The sequence below is a fragment of the Streptomyces sp. NPDC048416 genome (assembly GCF_043200435.1).
GTDB lineage: Bacteria > Actinomycetota > Actinomycetes > Streptomycetales > Streptomycetaceae > Streptomyces.
Window position 1 is genome coordinate 26,553 of record NZ_JBICXU010000002.1, and the last position, 16,520, is coordinate 43,072.

At 71.8% G+C, this 16,520-nt stretch carries 12 protein-coding genes; 7 read left to right on the forward strand and 5 right to left on the reverse strand.

The genetic code is table 11. The features are described from left to right. Positions 1-20: 20 nt before the first annotated feature. From ACGFW5_RS02925 to ACGFW5_RS02940, 4 genes are all read left to right on the forward strand, one after another. Positions 21-1,769, forward strand: a complete 1,749-nt coding sequence (locus tag ACGFW5_RS02925) for a glycoside hydrolase family 20 protein (protein WP_393832380.1) — start codon at positions 21-23, stop codon at positions 1,767-1,769. Between the two features lie 396 nt (positions 1,770-2,165). After that, positions 2,166-3,671: an ATP-binding protein gene (locus tag ACGFW5_RS02930; protein ID WP_393832381.1), complete on the forward strand. Its 1,506-nt coding sequence runs from the start codon at positions 2,166-2,168 to the stop codon at positions 3,669-3,671. Between the two features lie 811 nt (positions 3,672-4,482). Continuing rightward, on the forward strand, positions 4,483-5,145 hold the full coding sequence (locus ACGFW5_RS02935) for an RNA polymerase sigma factor (RefSeq protein WP_393832719.1): 663 nt from the start codon (positions 4,483-4,485) through the stop codon (positions 5,143-5,145). Further along, a complete protein-coding gene (locus ACGFW5_RS02940; protein WP_393832382.1) occupies positions 5,145-6,176 on the forward strand; it encodes a hypothetical protein in 1,032 nt (343 codons plus the stop codon). Before ACGFW5_RS02935 ends, ACGFW5_RS02940 begins: the two co-directional genes overlap by 1 nt. A 218-nt stretch (positions 6,177-6,394) precedes the next feature. Here ACGFW5_RS02940 and ACGFW5_RS02945 read toward each other — a convergent pair whose 3' ends face one another. Continuing rightward, positions 6,395-7,315, reverse strand: a complete 921-nt coding sequence (locus tag ACGFW5_RS02945; protein WP_393832383.1) for a L,D-transpeptidase family protein — start codon at positions 7,313-7,315, stop codon at positions 6,395-6,397. A 197-nt stretch (positions 7,316-7,512) separates the two neighbouring features. Between ACGFW5_RS02945 and ACGFW5_RS02950 the strand changes: the two genes are divergently transcribed. Next, positions 7,513-9,093, forward strand: a complete 1,581-nt coding sequence (locus tag ACGFW5_RS02950) for a methylmalonyl-CoA mutase (protein ID WP_393832384.1) — start codon at positions 7,513-7,515, stop codon at positions 9,091-9,093. 136 nt (positions 9,094-9,229) lie between these two features. After that, positions 9,230-9,880 (forward strand): leucine efflux protein LeuE, encoded by a 651-nt coding sequence (gene leuE, locus ACGFW5_RS02955; protein WP_393832385.1) that lies wholly within the window; start codon positions 9,230-9,232, stop codon positions 9,878-9,880. On the opposite strand, the gene ACGFW5_RS02960 is transcribed toward leuE, so the two are convergent. Together ACGFW5_RS02960 and ACGFW5_RS02965 are read right to left on the reverse strand one after the other, a co-directional pair. Then, complete coding sequence (locus tag ACGFW5_RS02960) at positions 9,867-11,012, reverse strand: acyltransferase family protein (protein ID WP_393832386.1); 1,146 nt, start codon at positions 11,010-11,012, stop codon at positions 9,867-9,869. The genes leuE and ACGFW5_RS02960 overlap by 14 nt on opposite strands. A gap of 268 nt (positions 11,013-11,280) precedes the next feature. Next, positions 11,281-12,759, reverse strand: coding sequence for an FAD-dependent monooxygenase (locus ACGFW5_RS02965; RefSeq protein WP_393832387.1), 1,479 nt, complete (start codon positions 12,757-12,759; stop codon positions 11,281-11,283). A 63-nt stretch (positions 12,760-12,822) separates the two neighbouring features. Between ACGFW5_RS02965 and ACGFW5_RS02970 the strand changes: the two genes are divergently transcribed. Continuing rightward, positions 12,823-13,473, forward strand: coding sequence for a TetR/AcrR family transcriptional regulator C-terminal domain-containing protein (locus ACGFW5_RS02970; protein ID WP_393832388.1), 651 nt, complete (start codon positions 12,823-12,825; stop codon positions 13,471-13,473). A 660-nt stretch (positions 13,474-14,133) separates the two neighbouring features. Here the strand turns inward: ACGFW5_RS02970 and ACGFW5_RS02975 are convergent. Next, the gene (locus ACGFW5_RS02975; protein WP_393832389.1) at positions 14,134-15,528 is read right to left on the reverse strand and encodes an alpha-2,8-polysialyltransferase family protein; all 1,395 of its coding nucleotides are present in this window, start codon (positions 15,526-15,528) and stop codon (positions 14,134-14,136) included. Continuing rightward, positions 15,528-16,511: a glycosyltransferase family 2 protein gene (locus ACGFW5_RS02980; protein ID WP_393832390.1), complete on the reverse strand. Its 984-nt coding sequence runs from the start codon at positions 16,509-16,511 to the stop codon at positions 15,528-15,530. Before ACGFW5_RS02980 ends, ACGFW5_RS02975 begins: the two co-directional genes overlap by 1 nt. Between the last annotated feature and the right edge of the window lie 9 nt (positions 16,512-16,520).

Here is a 16,520-nt window from a genome sequence, read left to right on the forward strand (position 1 = left end):
CGGACGGGAGGTACTGAGTGATGTCGCGTTTCAGGATGTCACGGGCCCGGCTGCCGTGGTCCGGCAAGTCCGACGGGCCGTCCTCGCCGTCGTCCGGGGCGCAAGGCCCCTGGTTCCGCACGCCGTGGTCACGCCCCGCCTGGCTGCACAGGCCGCGCGGCCGGCCGGCCCTGGTCCTCAAGGTCGCCCTGCCCTGTCTGGCGGTACTGGCGCTGATCATCGCGGTCTGGCCGGACGACGACACCGACGGCGGTCACGGTGGCCCGGCCGACAGCGGGCGCGCCGTATCCGCGTCGGTCTCCCCTTCACCCATTTACCCGATCTCGTCGCCGCCCCGCACGATTCCCTCCGTGCGCGAACACCGGCCCGCCCGCGGGCCCGGTTTCAGGCCGGGCGGCTCGACCCGGGTGATCGTGGCCGTCGGCAGCGAGAGCCTGGCCGACGAGGGGAAGCTGTTCGCGCAGGAGATCGGCGCGACGTACGCCCTGGGCGGGCAGCCCCGTGCGGGCGACATCACGCTGGCCCTGAGCCCGCCGCCCGCGGGCCGCCAGGCCGTGCCCGAGTCGTACACGCTCACCACCCGCGACCGCCGGGTGTCGATCACCGGGCCCGACGACGCCGGGGTCTTCTACGGCACCCGCACGCTCAAGCAGGCGCTCAAGGGCGGCGGGGTGATGCCGGAAGGCGTCGTGAACGACCGGCCGGACAAGCCGCAGCGCGGGCTCAACCTCGACATCGCGCGCAAGCCGTACAGCGAGACGTGGATCGAGGGCCAGCTGCGGCAGATGGCCGACCTGAAGCTGAACCAGCTCGGCCTGCACTTCTCCGACGACCAGGCCTTCCGCATCGAATCGGAGAGCCACCCCGAGATCGTCTCGCGCGACCACCTCACCAAGCGCGACGTCCAGCGGATCGTGGAGCTCGCCACCAAGCTGCACATCACGGTGATCCCCGAGATCGACTCGCCGGGACACCTCGGGGCGGTGATCGCCGCCCACCCCGACCTCCAGCTGCGCGACAAGGACGGCAACGCGGTCAAGGGCGCCATCGACATCGCCAACCCCGACTCCGCGCGCATCGTCGACGACCTGCTGCGCGAGTACGCCGACCTGTTCCCCGGGCCGTACTGGCACCTGGGCGGCGACGAGTACCAGGCGCTGGTGGTGAAGGCCCCGGCCACCCCCGAATCCACCTTTCCGGGCCTCGCGGACGCCGCGCACGTCAAGTACGGGGCCAAGGCGGACATCAAGGACCTGGCGACGGGCTGGCTCAACGACCGCGCCGATGTGCTGCGGGCGCAGAACGCGGGCCTGACCTTCAAGGCCTGGAACGACGGCTTCTTCGCCGGGGGCGAGGTGGCCGCCGACCCGGGCCGCGAGGTCGAGTACTGGACGGGCAAGGAGATCGGGGCGCGCCCGCCCGAGGACTATCTCGCCGAGGGCCGCCAGGTGGTCAACCTCAACGACGAGTACCTGTACTACGTGCTCGGCCAGCCCGGCACCTTCAAGTACCCGACGGGCAAGCGCATCTACGAGGAGTGGACGCCGCTGGTGCTGCGCTCCACCAAGCCGGTGGACGCCAAGTACGCCGGGCAGATCCTCGGCGGGCGCTTCGCCGTCTGGTCGGACATCCCGGGCGCCCAGACCGAGGAGCAGGTGGCGCGCGGCATCCGGCTGCCACTGCGCGCGACGGCCCAGAAACTGTGGGACGCGCGGACCCCGGCCATGGCCTGGGAAGAGTTCAAGTCGCTGGCGGACCGGCTGGGGTGAAGGTGAGCTTGGGGCGAACGGGGAGGAACCCTGCCCGGCCCCGTGGCACACGTACGGAGGACGACCGGGGCCGCCACCCCCGGTCCGGCCGAGCCATAAAGGGCCTCTGACCTGGCGCTTTGGTATCCGGGTGCAGGTTCTCGTTTACCGCCCGGATCGGCCCCCATCCAGGTGTTTCTGACTGTTCCTGGCCGCTGTTGGTCACGCGTTGGCCATGTGGCCAACATCGGATCGGCCTCTGCGGGCTGTCGTGCTGGAAGTTGCCATCACGGGGTGGGGCGGGTGGCTGATCTTTTAAATCCGGATGCCGCAGCCCGAGGCGTAAAGTCCAGTGCGACATTTTCTGTCGAAGTAGACTTAGACGAGTTTCGTCGCAGCCGATGTGTGGGAGGGCGAGTGAAGAAGGGCCTGCTGGCCAAGCCGGGCGATGTGATCGACCGGGACCCGGAGTGGGATCTGCTCGCGGAGTTCCTCACTGATCCGGATCCGGCGATGCGGCTCGGCATCGTGTCGGGGCGGCGGCGGCATGGGAAGTCCTATCTTCTGCAGGCGCTGTCCGAGCAGGTCGGCGGCCTGTACGTCACAGCCGTCCGGGAGGAGGGGCGACTGCCCGCGATCCAGCGGTTCAGTGACGCGGTCGCCGCGCATGCCGGTCTGAGGCCGGGCAGTCTGCGCCTGACCGACTGGCGTGACGTGTTGTCCAATGCCCTTGATGTGACGGCCCGCTCGGCGCATCCGCTCCTGGTGATCGACGAGTTGCCCTACCTGCTCCAGCACTCGCCCGAGATCCCGGGGCTGCTGCAACAGCTCTACGACGAACGCCAGCGGGGCGCCCGCCCCGGTGCCGGGCCTGGACCGCGGCTGATCCTGTGCGGCTCCGCGATGAGTGTCATGCACGAACTGCTCTCGGGGACCAAGCCGCTGCGGGGACGCGCCGTGGTGGATCTGCGGCTGGGCGCCTTCGACTACCGGAACAGCCGGGCCTTCTGGGGGATTGCCGATCCCCTGACCGCGCTGAAGGTGCACGCGGTTCTGGGTGGCGCCCCGGGCTACCGACCGGTGGCTGCCCGGCCGCACCCGGACGACGGCTTCGACACCTGGCTCAGCCGGACGCTGCTCGACCCGGGCCGGGCGGTGTACTCCCGTACCGAGACCGAATACCTGCTGCGTGAGGACCCGAGGATCACGCAACACACGCTGTACTACGACATCCTCACCGCGATCGCGCAGGGCGCCACCACCCCCAGCAAGATCGGTGCCGCCCTGGAGCGCCCGCGCAACGCCGTCGCCCACCCGCTCAGAGTGCTGGAATCCACCGGCTACATCCGGCGGGAACAGGACATCCTCCGCTCCCGGCACCCCGTCATCACCCTCGCCGATCCCGTCATCCGCTTCAACCAGCTCATCACCATCCCGCAGGCCGCCGCCGTGGAGCAAGGCTTCGCCGAGCAGGTATGGCAGCAGGCAGCTCCGACCTTCAACTCCAAGATCCTCGGGCCGCACTTCGAGGACCTGGCCCGCGACTTCACCCGTCGGTACGCCCATCCCCTGTTGCCGGGGGGACTGCCCGGCCCGGTCGGCACCACCGAGGTCGCCGACCAGGCCGCCCGGACGAAGCACGAGGTCGACGTCATCGCCCTGGCCGCCGGCGAGCGCCCGCAGGCTCCCCGCGCGAGGATCGCGCTCCTGGGCGAGGCCAAGGCGACCGCCGCCCGCCGGGGGACCGGTGACCTGGAGCGCTTGGAGCGCATTCGTGCCCTGCTCGCAGACCAGGGGTACGACACCGCTGCCACCACTCTGGCCCTGTACTCCCTGCACGGGTTCTACCCCGACCTGATCGAACTGTCGGGCCGTCGCGACGACCTCCTTCTGGTCGATCTGCCCACCCTCTACGGTGGCTGACGCCGCGGCCAGGCTTCGAGCCAGGCGTTGTACTGGGTGGCTGGCGGCGGCCTGTATTGGACCAGGCCGTGGTGGCTCGATTCGAGCCGCGTCGACACAGATCGCTGCTACCGGGGCAGGCCGACTGGATTCACTACAGCAAGCTGACGGACACTCAGGAAACATTGAAGTTGACGATGAGCATGCCCCTGATGCGGCTCACCCGGAGCTACAGCCCCCTTGGACTCGAACCTGAGTGGTGACTGCTGCCAGATAGGCGGCGTACGTCTCCCGCTGATTCCATGCGGTGAACCGGGCCAGTGCCCGGTGGTGCCACGGCGCGCGGGACAGCGGGGGGATCCCTCGGAGGACTCGGCCAATGTGAGGTCACCGCTCGACGGCGCATCACGGCCCGGCCTGGTAAGCGCAAAGTCGACGAGGGCCGGTCGACGCCACGGGCGACTCGGTTCGGTGCTGAACGGGATCGCCTGAGTTGCCTGGCCGGTTGGTCACGCGTTGGCCGCGTTGGTCACCACTGCCACGCATCGCCCCAGGTCAGAGCAGGTAATCCCAGAGGACGACCGGGGCCGCCACCCCCCACAGGAGAGGCCCCGGTCGTCGTCCGGCGGGGCCGTTGTGGCGGCCCCGTACTCTCTTCAGCGCCGGGCGTGCGTTTTGTGTCACACCGCGCTGCGTCAAGAGGTTGTTGCAGGTTGTACAAGCCGTGGACTTATGGGGCACCGAGGCCGTAGCGTGCAGATTCCCGTACGGGGATGCGGCCGTGATGACCAGCGGTGACATCGAGACAGTCAGCCAGGACAGGGTGCAGGGATTGCTGGGGGACGACGCGGAGCTGACCGCCGCGGTGCTCAAGGCGCAGGACGGGGACGAGGAGGCCTTCCGTGCTGTCTACCGCGCCGTGCACCCACGCCTGCTCGGCTACATCCGCACGCTGGTCGGCGAGCCCGACACCGAGGACGTGGCCTCCGAGGCCTGGCTCCAGATCGCGCGCGACCTCGGACGTTTCACCGGGGACGCCGACCGGTTCCGCGGCTGGGCCGCCCGCATAGCCCGCAACCGGGCGCTCGACCACATCCGGATGCGCGGCCGCAGGCCCGCCACCGGCGGCGACGAGAGCGAGCTGGTGGCCCGCCCCGCCGATGCGGACACCGCCGACGAGGCGATCGAGGCGCTCGGCACCGGACGTACGATGGCGCTCATAGCCCAGCTCCCGCAGGACCAGGCCGAGGCCGTGGTGTTGCGCGTGGTGGTCGGCCTCGACGCGAAGAGCGCGGCGCAGACCCTGGGCAAACGGCCCGGCGCGGTGCGGACCGCCGCGCACCGGGGCCTGAAGCGGCTTGCTGAACTGCTCGGCGCGGACGGCCCCCAGGGGGACGTGGCCCAGGATGCGGAGGAGCTGGGCGCCGTGCCGTCGCAGCGTGCGCCGGAACGCGGTGTGACGCAATCGCGCGCCCGGACGCAGAAGGACATGTGATGGCTGACGAGCGGCACGAGTGGCTTGACGGGGATGCCGCCGAGCGACTGCTGCGCGGCGACGGCATCGAGCCCGGTGACGAGCGGGCCCGCGCCGAAGCCGCAGAGCTCGCCGCCCTGCTGCGTTCCCTCGCCGCCACCGAACCCGCCGCCGGGCTCGCCACCGGGCCCGCCACCACCGAACTCCCCGGCGAGGCGGCCGCCCTCGCCGCCTTCCGCGCGGCGCGCGCCGAGACCGCGGCCGCAGGCGAAGCCCTCGGCGTCGTACGGGTCGGACGCGTCGCCGACGTGCCCGCTGCCCCCCGGCGCCGCCGCTTCGCGCCGGTGCGGCTCGGCCTGGCCGCCGCGCTGGCCTGCTGTGCGCTCGGCGGGGTGGCCGTGGCCGCGGGCACCGGCGTGCTGCCGGGTCCGTTCGCCTCCGACCAGGAGGACCCCACGCCCGCATCGACCGTCTCCGCCGACATGACCCCGGGTCCCGTCGTCACCTCGCCCTCGCAGTCGCTGCCGCCCGGCTCCCCGACGCCCGGCCGGTCCGAGCCGTCCGCCGACGCGACCCCGTCCGGCGGCGACCCGTCGCGCCCGGCCGCCTCGGGCGGCCCGACCGCCGGCACCGGCACGGGCCCCGGGGCGAATGACGGCACCCGGCAGGGCGGTCCGTCCGGCGGTACCGAGGGCGCGGGCAGCGCCCAGTGGTTCGCGAAGACGGCCGACGACTGCCGTGACTACCGCGCGGGCCGGCTCGACCAGGACAAGCGCCGCAGCCTGGAGTCCGCCGCCCACGGGCCGGCCGCCGTGAAGACGTTCTGCGACCTGCTGCTCGACGGCAAGGGCGGCAGCGGCGGAGCCGGTGGCAAGGGCGGAAAGCCCGGCGGCTCGGACGGCGGCGGCGCGGGTGGCGGCGCGGGCAAGGGCAAGGGTGACGGCGCAGGGAACAAGACCGGCGGCGGTGGCAAGCCGAACTCGGTGACCCGGCCCGACCGGATACTCGACTGGCTCAGGCCCGGCGCGTCCAGCACGCCCGCGACCTCCTGAGCGACCCCAAAAACGGCTCGTCCCGGCGCTGCTCGGAACGGGCAGTAACGTTTTTTGAGACGGCGGCGCAGTACTGAGTGAGCCGACTGGTCATCGGCGGCGCAGATGAGCCGGGGTTCCCCCCGTACCTACGGCTCTGCGCGAATGGCGCGGGCGGGACACGTTCCCCCGGTCCCGCCCGCGCCCCCCTTCCCGTGCGGCCGCCCGGCCGCGGGGCCTCACCAGTAGACGACGACCTTGTCGCCGATGTGCACCTGGTCGAAGAGGGCCGCCACCTTGGCCTTGTCCCGGACGTTGACACAGCCGTGCGAAGCGCCGTTGTAGCCGCGGGCGGCGAAGTCCGACGAGTAGTGCACGGCCTGACCGCCGCTGAAGAACATCGCGTAGGGCATGGCCGTGTGGTAGATCGTCGAGACGTGGTCGCGGCTCTTCTCGAAGACCTTGAAGACACCCTCGCGAGTCGGCGTGTACTGCGACCCGAAGCGCACGTCCATCGTCGACTGCACCGTGCCGTTGACCACCCAGGACAGCGTGCGGCTCGTCTTGTCGATGCACATCGCGCGGCCCGTCATGCAGCGGGCGTCGAGCTTGGCGGCCGGCTTGTTGACGCCCCTGCCCGCCAGTTCCTGAGCCGTCGGCTTGGACGTCATGCCGAGCAGCCGGTCCCAGGTCACGCTGTCCGTGGCGCCCGTCGCAGGGAGCCCGCGCCTGCCCTGGAAGCCCTTGACGGCCGCGGTGGTGACGGCCCCGTACGTGCCCGTCGGGGTGTCGTCGAACCAGCCGATCTGGGCGAGCCTGGCCTGGAGCTCCTTGACCCGGTCGCCCTTGGACCCGTTCGCCATCAAGACCTTCGGCGCGGGCTTGGCGGCCGGAGTGGCCGACGCCCTGGACGCGGCGGGCGCGCCGCCCGGCTTGTCGTCGGCGGCGGATGCGGACGCGGCGGCGGGCGCGGAGGGACGCGTGGCCCCGGATGCGGATGGCGAGGGGGCCGTCGATGATGAGGCCGAGGGCGAGCCGGGAGCGGCCGGAGCGCCCGCGCCGGCCTTGCCGCTCTGCGGACCGCACCCCGCGGCCACGGCGATGACGGCGGTCACGGCGAGGGTGTTGGCTATGAGAGTGGTGCGGTGGTTCCGGCGCATCGGTCGCCCCCTGATTCTCTGGTGTCCCCCAAGACAGATTCCCGCGCCGAACGGTTGCAAAAGCAGGCAATCGCATCGCGGACGTTGTGAGCAAGCTCCCAGCGCGCGCCTGTCCACCCGCCGCACGCTCGCCGCTACAGTCCGTCGCGAGGGTTGGGTACCAGCGAGTAACAGAGCTTCAACGGGAGGCACAGCACATGGCGCGCGAGTCTGAATCCGGTCTGCCCATCGAGCCGGTCTACGGCCCGGACACCCTCGCCGGATGGGATCCCGCCGAAAAACTCGGCGAGCCCGGCGCGTACCCGTTCACCCGTGGCGTGTATCCGTCGATGTACACCGGCCGCCCCTGGACCATGCGGCAGTACGCCGGCTTCGGCACCGCCGTCGAGTCCAACGCGCGCTACAAGCAGCTCATCGCCAACGGCACCATGGGTCTCTCGGTCGCCTTCGACCTGCCGACCCAGATGGGCCACGACTCCGACGCCGCGATCGCCTCGGGCGAGGTCGGCAAGGTGGGCGTCGCCATCGACTCGGTCGACGACATGCGCATCCTGTTCGACGGCATCCCGCTCGACAAGGTGTCGACGTCCATGACGATCAACGCCCCGGCCGCGCTGCTGCTCCTGATGTACCAACTGGTGGGCGAGGAGCAGGGGGTGAGCGCCGACCGGCTCACCGGCACGATCCAGAACGACGTCCTGAAGGAGTACATCGCGCGCGGCACCTACATCTTCCCGCCGAAGCCCTCGCTGCGGCTGATCGCGGACATCTTCAGGTACTGCAGGGCCGAGATCCCCAAGTGGAACACCATCTCGATCTCCGGCTACCACATGGCCGAGGCCGGCGCATCGCCCGCGCAGGAGGTCGCGTTCACGCTGGCCGACGGCATCGAGTACGTACGCACCGCGGTCGCGGCCGGGATGGACGTCGACGACTTCGCGCCGCGCCTGTCCTTCTTCTTCGTCTCCCGTACGACGATCCTCGAAGAGGTCGCCAAGTTCCGTGCCGCGCGCCGCATTTGGGCCCGGGTGATGCGGGACGAGTTCGGCGCGAAGAACCCCAAGTCGCTGATGCTGCGCTTCCACACCCAGACCGCGGGTGTGCAGCTCACCGCCCAGCAGCCCGAGGTCAATCTGGTGCGCGTCGCCGTCCAGGGCCTCGCGGCCGTGCTCGGCGGCACCCAGTCGCTGCACACCAACTCCTTCGACGAGGCGATCGCCCTGCCGACGGACAAGAGCGCCCGGCTCGCCCTGCGCACCCAGCAGGTCCTCGCGTACGAGACCGACGTGACCGCCACCGTCGACCCCTTCGCCGGGTCGTACGTGGTCGAGAGGATGACCGACGAGGTGGAGGCTGCCGCCCTCCGACTCATGGAGCGCGTCGAGGACTTGGGGGGCGCGGTCAGCGCGATCGAGCACGGCTTCCAGAAGGGCGAGATCGAGCGCTCCGCCTACCGCATCGCCCAGGAGACCGACTCGGGCGAGCGCGTCGTGGTCGGGGTCAACCGCTTCCAGGTCGAGACCGAGGACCCGTACGAGCCGCTGCGCGTCGACCCGGCGATCGAGGCCCAGCAGGCCGCCCGCCTCGCCACCCTGCGCGCCGAACGCGACCAGGCGGCGGTGGACGCGGCCCTGTCCGAGCTGAGGAAGGCGGCCGCGGGCGAGGACAACGTCCTGTACCCGATGAAGGACGCGCTGAAGGCCCGCGCCACGGTGGGCGAGGTGTGCAACGCGCTGCGCGAGGTGTGGGGGACGTACGTGCCGACGGACGCGTTCTGACGGTTCTCGCCGCAGGCGTGCCGGCCGGCCCGGACGGCCAGGCCGGGCCGGCACGTCCTGGGCCCGGCGGAACGGGCTGTTCCGCTCTCTGAAACGCGGGTGCCCGGTGTCGTACCCGCGTGCGACACTCGGCCGCATGCTGGGTGTGACCGATCTTCCGACCTATCTCGCCGGCCTCGTGCTGATCATTCTGCTGCCGGGGCCCAATTCGCTGTACGTGCTGTCCGTCGCGGCCCGGCGCGGGGTGCGCCCCGGCTATGCGGCCGCCGCCGGAGTCTTCACCGGCGACACGGTGCTCATGACGCTGTCCGCGGTCGGAGCGGCCTCGCTGCTCCAGACGACGCCGGTGCTGTTCGCGGCCGTCAAGTACGCGGGCGCCGGCTATCTGACCTGGATGGCGATCGGCATGCTGCGCCAAGCGGTGGCCATGTGGCGCGCGCGGAACGAGCAGGCCGAGGAGCGGGCGACGGCGCCGGAGGCGACGGCCGAGCGCCCCTACCGGCGGGCGCTCATGCTCAGCCTGTTCAACCCGAAGGCGATCCTGTTCATGATCTCCTTCTTCGTGCAGTTCGTGCGGCCCGACTACGCCTATCCCGCCTTGTCGTTCCTGGTGCTCGGCACCCTGCTCCAGATCGGCAGCTTCCTGTACCTGTCGACGCTGATATTCAGCGGCACGCGCCTGGCGGCCGCGTTCCGTCGCCGCAAGCGGCTCTCGGCGGGCGCCTCCTCGGCGGCGGGCGTGCTCTTCCTCGGCTTCGCGGTGAAGCTGTCGCTCAGCGGGGTGTGACGGGCCGGTTGGTCAGTGCCCGGCGCAGCAGCGGCGTGGCCCAGCGCTCCACGTACCGATGGAGCAGCCAGGCGAGCCCCAGCATCGCCGCGATGGTGAGGACGAACGTGGCCGGGGCCGGGATGTGCAGGCCCCGGTGCAGTACGCCGACCACCACCCAGCCCAGGTGCTCGTGCACCAGGTAGAACGGGTAGGTGAGGGCGCCCGCCACGGTGAGCCAGCGCCAGTTCGCCCAGCGCAGGTGGCCGAGCGCGATCGCGCCGACCAGCAGGAAGCCCAGCGTGATGATGAGGATGATCACCGAGGCGTGCCGGTTGGAGAAGGCCGCCGGGTTCGGCTTGTGCCACAGGCCCACGACCGCCCAGTGCTGGCCGATGGCCCAGCTGACGGCGACGATGCCCCAGGCCGTGACGTCGCGCCGGTCGCGGTGCAGCAGGTACAGGCCCATGCCGCCGATGAAGAACGGGGCGTACTGGGGCATGAACACGGCGTCCAGGAACGGCTGGTGGGCCGTCGCCGTGATCGCGGCCGCCAGGGTCCACCCGGCGCAGAACAGCACGACCCGGCGCCGGGTCGTGCCGGGCAGCACGACACAGAGGGCGAAAAGCGCGTAGAAGCGCAGCTCGGCCCAGAGCGTCCAGCACACCCCGAGCACCCGGGGGGCGCCGACCGGCATCTGGAGCATGGTCAGGTTCACCACGAACTCGCTGGGCGTGACCGTCCTGTAGACCACCCAGGGCAGCGCGAACACCGCGGTGACGATGATCAGCGCCGCCCAGTACGCCGGGTAGAGCCGGGAGACGCGCGAGGCGAAGAAGGACCGCAGCGGACGGCCCCAGCCGCTCATGCAGATGACGAAGCCGCTGATGACGAAGAAGATCTGCACCCCGAGGCAGCCGTAGGAGAACCACTCGTGGGCCCCGGGGAACAGCTTCTTGGGTGAGGCGCCCCAGCCCCGGCTGATGTCGCCGGAGCGCCCGCCGTAGTGGTAGAGCGCGACCATCAGGGCGGCGACGAGCCGCAGCCCGTCCAGCGCGCGGAGCCGGGAGACCGGGGCCGGCACGGGGTCGCGCCGCGGCGCATCCGGCTGCCGCTCCACGGGTCCTCGTACACGCGGCAGGGTGTTCGTCACGGCATCCTCTTCCGGCGGCTCCGCTGCGGCCCGGCGGGCCCTCGGCGTCGACAGAGTAGGTCCGCGGCGGGGCGCAAGAGAGCCCGCGGCGCCGGAGTTCCCCCGCTCGACGCGGCATGTTCATCTCCCGCCGCGACGGGTTCGCCCGGGCGTCGATTTCGGCGCGGCGGGAGTGAGGGCGGGGCGAGGGTGGGGGCGCGGGTGGGGCCGGACGCGGATGCGGGCGCGGGGGCCCGATGGGAGCCCGAGGGCCCAACCCCACCTGTAATCAGTGCTGTTGACGCACTCCCAGCGCGGTGAGGTAGTCGTCGAGCCCGGTGGTGTTCTCGCCCGCCCAGCCGATGTAGCCGTCGGGGCGCACCAGGAACAGCCCGCGCCCATACGCGTCGTACGCGCCGAGCTCGTGCACCCGGACCTGCTCGCAGGCGATGGCGGGAGCAGCGGTGGCGAAGGCGAGGAGGGTGAAGTGCGGGCCGCGCAGCAGGTCGAAGATCCTGCCGTCGGGGAGCGGGCCGTCGGGGGCGCGCATGCCCGCCTCCAGAGCTCCCGCGCGGCCGCGGGCGAGGGGGCCGCCGTGGTAGCCGAGGTCCAGTTGGCGGGTCTCGCCCTGGGCCGGGCTCCTCTCGCCGAGTATGCGATGGCGGTGCAGCCGGGTGGACATGCCGAGCACGCCCGCCGCGATGGGACGCCGCTCGTCCTCGTACGTGTCGAGGAGCGCGGCGGGCGCGCCGTGGCGCAGCACCTGGGCGAGCTTCCAGCCGAGGTTGTAGGCGTCCTGGACGCTGGTGTTGAGCCCCTGGGCGCCGGCCGGCGAGTGGATGTGCGCGGCGTCGCCCGCGAGGAAGACCCGGCCGTCGCGGTAGCGGGTGGCGAGCGCCGCGCGCGGTCTGAAATCGGAGGCCCAGAGGACCTTGGTGATCTGGTCGTCGGTGATCGGGGTGAGCGAGGTGAGGCGGTCCACGACGCCGGCGTGGCTGGTGTCGGGGACCGCGTGCTCCTCGTCGAACCGGACGATCAGCTGGAAGAGACCGGGCTCGCCCGGCAGCGGGCAGAGCACGGCGCCGCCGTCCCCGCGGCCCTGCCACACGTGCCAGTTGCGGTCGTCGATGATCACGTCGGGGGTGAGCAGGACGTCCGCGACGAGCAGCGGTCTGGGGTCGACGCTCTCGCCCTCCATGGTGATGCCGAGTGCGCGCCGGATCGCGGAGCGGCCGCCGTCGGCGGCGACGACGTGACGCGCGCGGACGGTGCGCCCGTCGGTGAACGTGGCGGTCACGCCCTCGGGGTCCTGGGCGATCCCGCTCACCTCGCAGCCGAAGGCGACCTCGCCGCCGAGACCGCGCAGGTGGGCGTGGAGCACGTCCTGGAAGCGGGACTGGCCGATGAGCAGGGCGTTGGCGTAGGGCTCCTGCTCGGTGGGTTCGGAGCGCTCGACCATGTCCCACTCGCGACCGCGCACGGTGCCGTCCTGGCCCTCCCAGCTGAGCATCCGGGGATAGTCGCGGCCGGCCCGCTGCACGGCGCCGACGAGGCCGAGGTCGTCGAGCACTTCCAGGGTGCGGGGCTGGATTCCCTTGCCGCGCGAGCCGGGGAAGAGGCGGTCGGACTTCTCCACGAGCAGGGCGGTGATGCCTCGGCGCGCCAGGTCGATGGCGAGCACGAGACCGGTGGGGCCCGCGCCGACGATGAGGACGTCGGTGGCCGGAGGCACAGCCGGGACGGTTTCCTTAACGGCGTTAAGTTCCATGCTCGGAAGCGTGCGCTTAACGGTGTTAAGTTGTCAAGGTGGGGGCGACGATAAATTGACGGGGTGGCTACGACGAAGATCGACCGGGCGCAGGTCGCCGACACCGCGCTGCGGCTCCTGAACGACGTGGGCCTCGACGGCCTCACCCTGCGCGCGATCGCCAAGGAGCTCGGCGTCCAGGCGCCCGCGCTGTACTGGCACTTCAAGAACAAGCAGGCGCTGCTCGACGAGATGGCGACCGTGATGTACCGGCGGATGGCCGCCGACGGGCCGCCCGGCGCCGACGAGCCCACCTGGCAGGACCAGCTGCGCGCCGTCAACCGCGCGCTGCGCTCGATGCTGCTCAGCTACCGCGACGGCGCGAAGGTGTACGGCGGCGCCCGCTTCACCGGCACCGACCACGCCGAGTCCCTTGAGGTCTACCTCGGCCGGATGTGCCAGGAGGGCTGGAACCTGCGCGACGCGGTACGGGCGGGCACGCTGGTCTACGCCTACACGATGGGCTTTGTCGCCGAGGAGCAGGGCAGCGCGCCCCGGCCCGACGAGAAGGACGCGCCCTTCGACATCGCCGCCCGCGCGCGGCGCCTCGCCGCCCATCCGCTCGCGGCGGCCGCGGGCCCGGAGATCTTCGCCTCGTACGACGAGCGCTTCGAGGAGGGCCTGACCGTCCTGGTCGCCGGCATCGAGGCCACCTACCGGCGGCCCGGCGCCTGAACCGCGCGCGTCCCGCTCCCTTCGGGCCGTGCGGTGACACGGGCGCGGCTCCACCGAGATGGGTGCCCTACTGGGGGCGCGGGGAACTGCGCCGGTGGCCCAGCACGGCCTGTAGTCGAAAGCCGACCCGCCGGGGCTCCACCCCGGACCCCGGGGGGTACCCCACCCCGCTCCGCGCCTCAAGAACGCTCTTCCTCAATCACCCCGAGGCCTTGGGGGCCAGGGGCCCCATGGCGGGCCGGGGATGCCGACGCCGGGCATTCTGCCAAGATCGGCCCCGCCAGGGGCGCGGGGAACTGCGCCGGTGACCCAGCACGGCCTGTAGTCGAAAGCCGACCCCGCCGGGGCTCCGCCCCAGACCCCGGGGGGTACCCCACCCCGCCCCGCGCCTCAAGAACGCTCTTCCTCAATCACCCCGAGGCCTTGGGGGCCAGGGGCCCCATGGCGGGCCGGAGATGCCGACGCCGGGCATTCTGCCAAGATCGGCCCCGCCAGGGGCGCGGGGAACTGCGCCGGTGGCCCAGCACGGCCTGTAGTCGAAAGCCGACCCCGCCGGGGCTCCGCCCCAGACCCGGGGAGGCACCCCCGCGCCTCCCGAAACGAACTGCGCGAGCAGCCAGCGCGCCGTCCGCAGGCGAAAGCGGGGTCTCGCGGGTCGCCTCAGCGGCGGGCCAGTGTGCGGACCAGGGCGCGGCTGCGGGCCAGGCCGCGGGCGCGGGCCAGGGCGCGGGCGCGGCGGGCGATGCGGCGGACCGTCGCGTTGCGCGGCACGAAGCCGAGCCGGGCCGGGACCGCGCCCGGCAGTCCCAGCGAGGTCAGCCGCCGCCGCTTGAAGTAGCGCCAGGTGTACGCGTCGAGCGACCCCGCGAGGTACCGCTCGGCCGCGTCGCGCAGATCCGGCCGCAGCTCGGACCGCATCGCGTACCCCACCGCGCTCAGCAGCCCCGGAAGGTCGACGGGCGGCGCGAGCGGGCCGCGCTCCAGGGGTGGGAGCAGTGCGTCCGCGATGGTCACCGGCACCCGGTTGCTGTTCTGGTAGGGCGCGAGCCGGTCAAGCAGCAGCTCGGTGCCGACCCGGGCGACCGGAATGCCGTAGAAGGACGACGCCGTGAGCAACGCCGTCGAGAAGCAGCCCACCACGAGCGCGGGGGAGAGTCGTTCGTACAGCACCTCGGCGAGCAACGGCCGGTCGACGACGGTCAGGTGGACGCCCAGCTTCGCCGCCTCGCTCAGGAGCCGCTGCGATGCGGCGTCCGGCGCCGAGGGGTGCGGCTTGAACACGATGCGACGATGCCCGCGCGCCGCCGCGCCCCGCAGCATCCGCAGATGCAGCTCCTCCTCCTGCTGCACGGTGAGGATGGACAGCGCGGACAGATACTGGCCGAGCAGGATCGCCACCGGCTCGGTGTCGTCGGCGAGATCGTCGGTGATCCTCAACTCGCTCTCTGCGAGCGCCAGTTCGTTGACCGTCTTGCGGAAGTCCTCCGTCGCCACCGGCTCGCACGGCACCCCGAACTCGCCGAGGAGCAGAGGCTTGAGGCCCGGTACCAGGTCGAGGTGGAGCACCCTGCGTATCCGTGTGCCGATGAGCGGGTCGAGTTTGTTGCGGGTCGGGCCGTACGTCATCAGGCCGTCCGCGTACACCGTGATCGGCGCGTCGGGGAAGAGCTGGGCCACCGCCTGCGCGGGGTTCACCTGGATGGATTCGACGGCGAGCTCGATCCGGTCGTCGCCGAGTCCCCACACCGTCCTCAACTGCCGTTCCCACAACGGGACATCGTCCGGGCGCGGGGACCAGCCGCCGGGATGGAACGGGGCGATGGTGTCGTTCCAGGAGAGCACCCCGTCGAAGCGTCCCCGCAGTCGCTCGAAGCCCGGCATGGTGTCGAGCGGCGCCGAGGTCTCCGGCGCGGGCGCGTTGTCGCTGATGAGCAGCAGTCGCCGGTCCGCCGCGGGGAAGCAGCCGCTGTCGAGCGCGGCGGCCAGCGTGGCCACCCCGTACAGCGTGGACGCGGCGAAGATCTGTGTGGTGCGCGGAGCCGGTGCCGTACGCATCAGGCGACCGCCCCCGCCGAGGACCGGGCCGGGCGGCGGTACAGCCGGCGCAGCCGGGAGGCGCGGCGGGCGTCCATCGAGTCCAGCGCGTCCCTGAGGTGGTCCTGCGGCAGCCGCCGCAGGGCGCTCGCGCTCAGGGTCCGCAATTTTCTGGCCACGGCAGGTTCGAACCTTTCGATGCTGCTCAGGTGGTGGGAAATGATCGCGCAGTACGTCCGTACCGCCTTCGGGAGCAGGGCGGCGGCGTCCCGGTCCCGCGCCGTCTCCTCGATCACCTGGTCGAACGCGCGGAGGAAGTCGAGTTGCCGCACATCGCCGATCTGGGTCAGCGAGGAGGCCACGCCGCGCCGGTAGAAGACGCCCAGCTGCCCCGTCACGGCGAACGACTCCGCCTCGCGGTGCAGCCGCCATATCCACGGCCGGTCCTCGGCGGTGCGCAGGCCGTCGGTGAAGTGCAGAAGGCCGCGGTCGGCGAGCCTGCGGTGGTACATCCCGGCCCAGGCGTACGCGTAGTCCACCGAGGTGGAGCGGGTCGCGGGCAGGATGGCGTCCCGTGGCGACATCACCTCGCCGCGCCGGCCGTGCGGCACACGGTGCACCGTGCGTTCCTGGCCGGTCACCTGGACGTGGTCGGTGCGGATGAAATCGCACCCCAACTCCTCCATGGAGGCCAGGAGTTGGGCGAAGTGGCCGGGGGCCGTCCAGTCGTCGCCGTCCAGGAACGTCAGATAGGTGCCGCGCGCCGCGTCCAGACCGGTGTTGCGGGCCGTCGCGAGGCCGCCGTTGCGTGCGTGTCTCAGCACCACCGCCCCGGGCAGCTCGCGCCTGGCACGGTCGAGCAGGTCGGCCGTGCCGTCCGACGAACAGTCGTCGACGAGCAGGAACTCGAAGTCGTCGCGGGCGTTCGCGCGCAGACTTCGCAGGGTGTCGGGTGCGTAGGCGCGCACGTTGTAGAACGGCACGATGACGGAGAGCTTGACCACGGCCCCGAC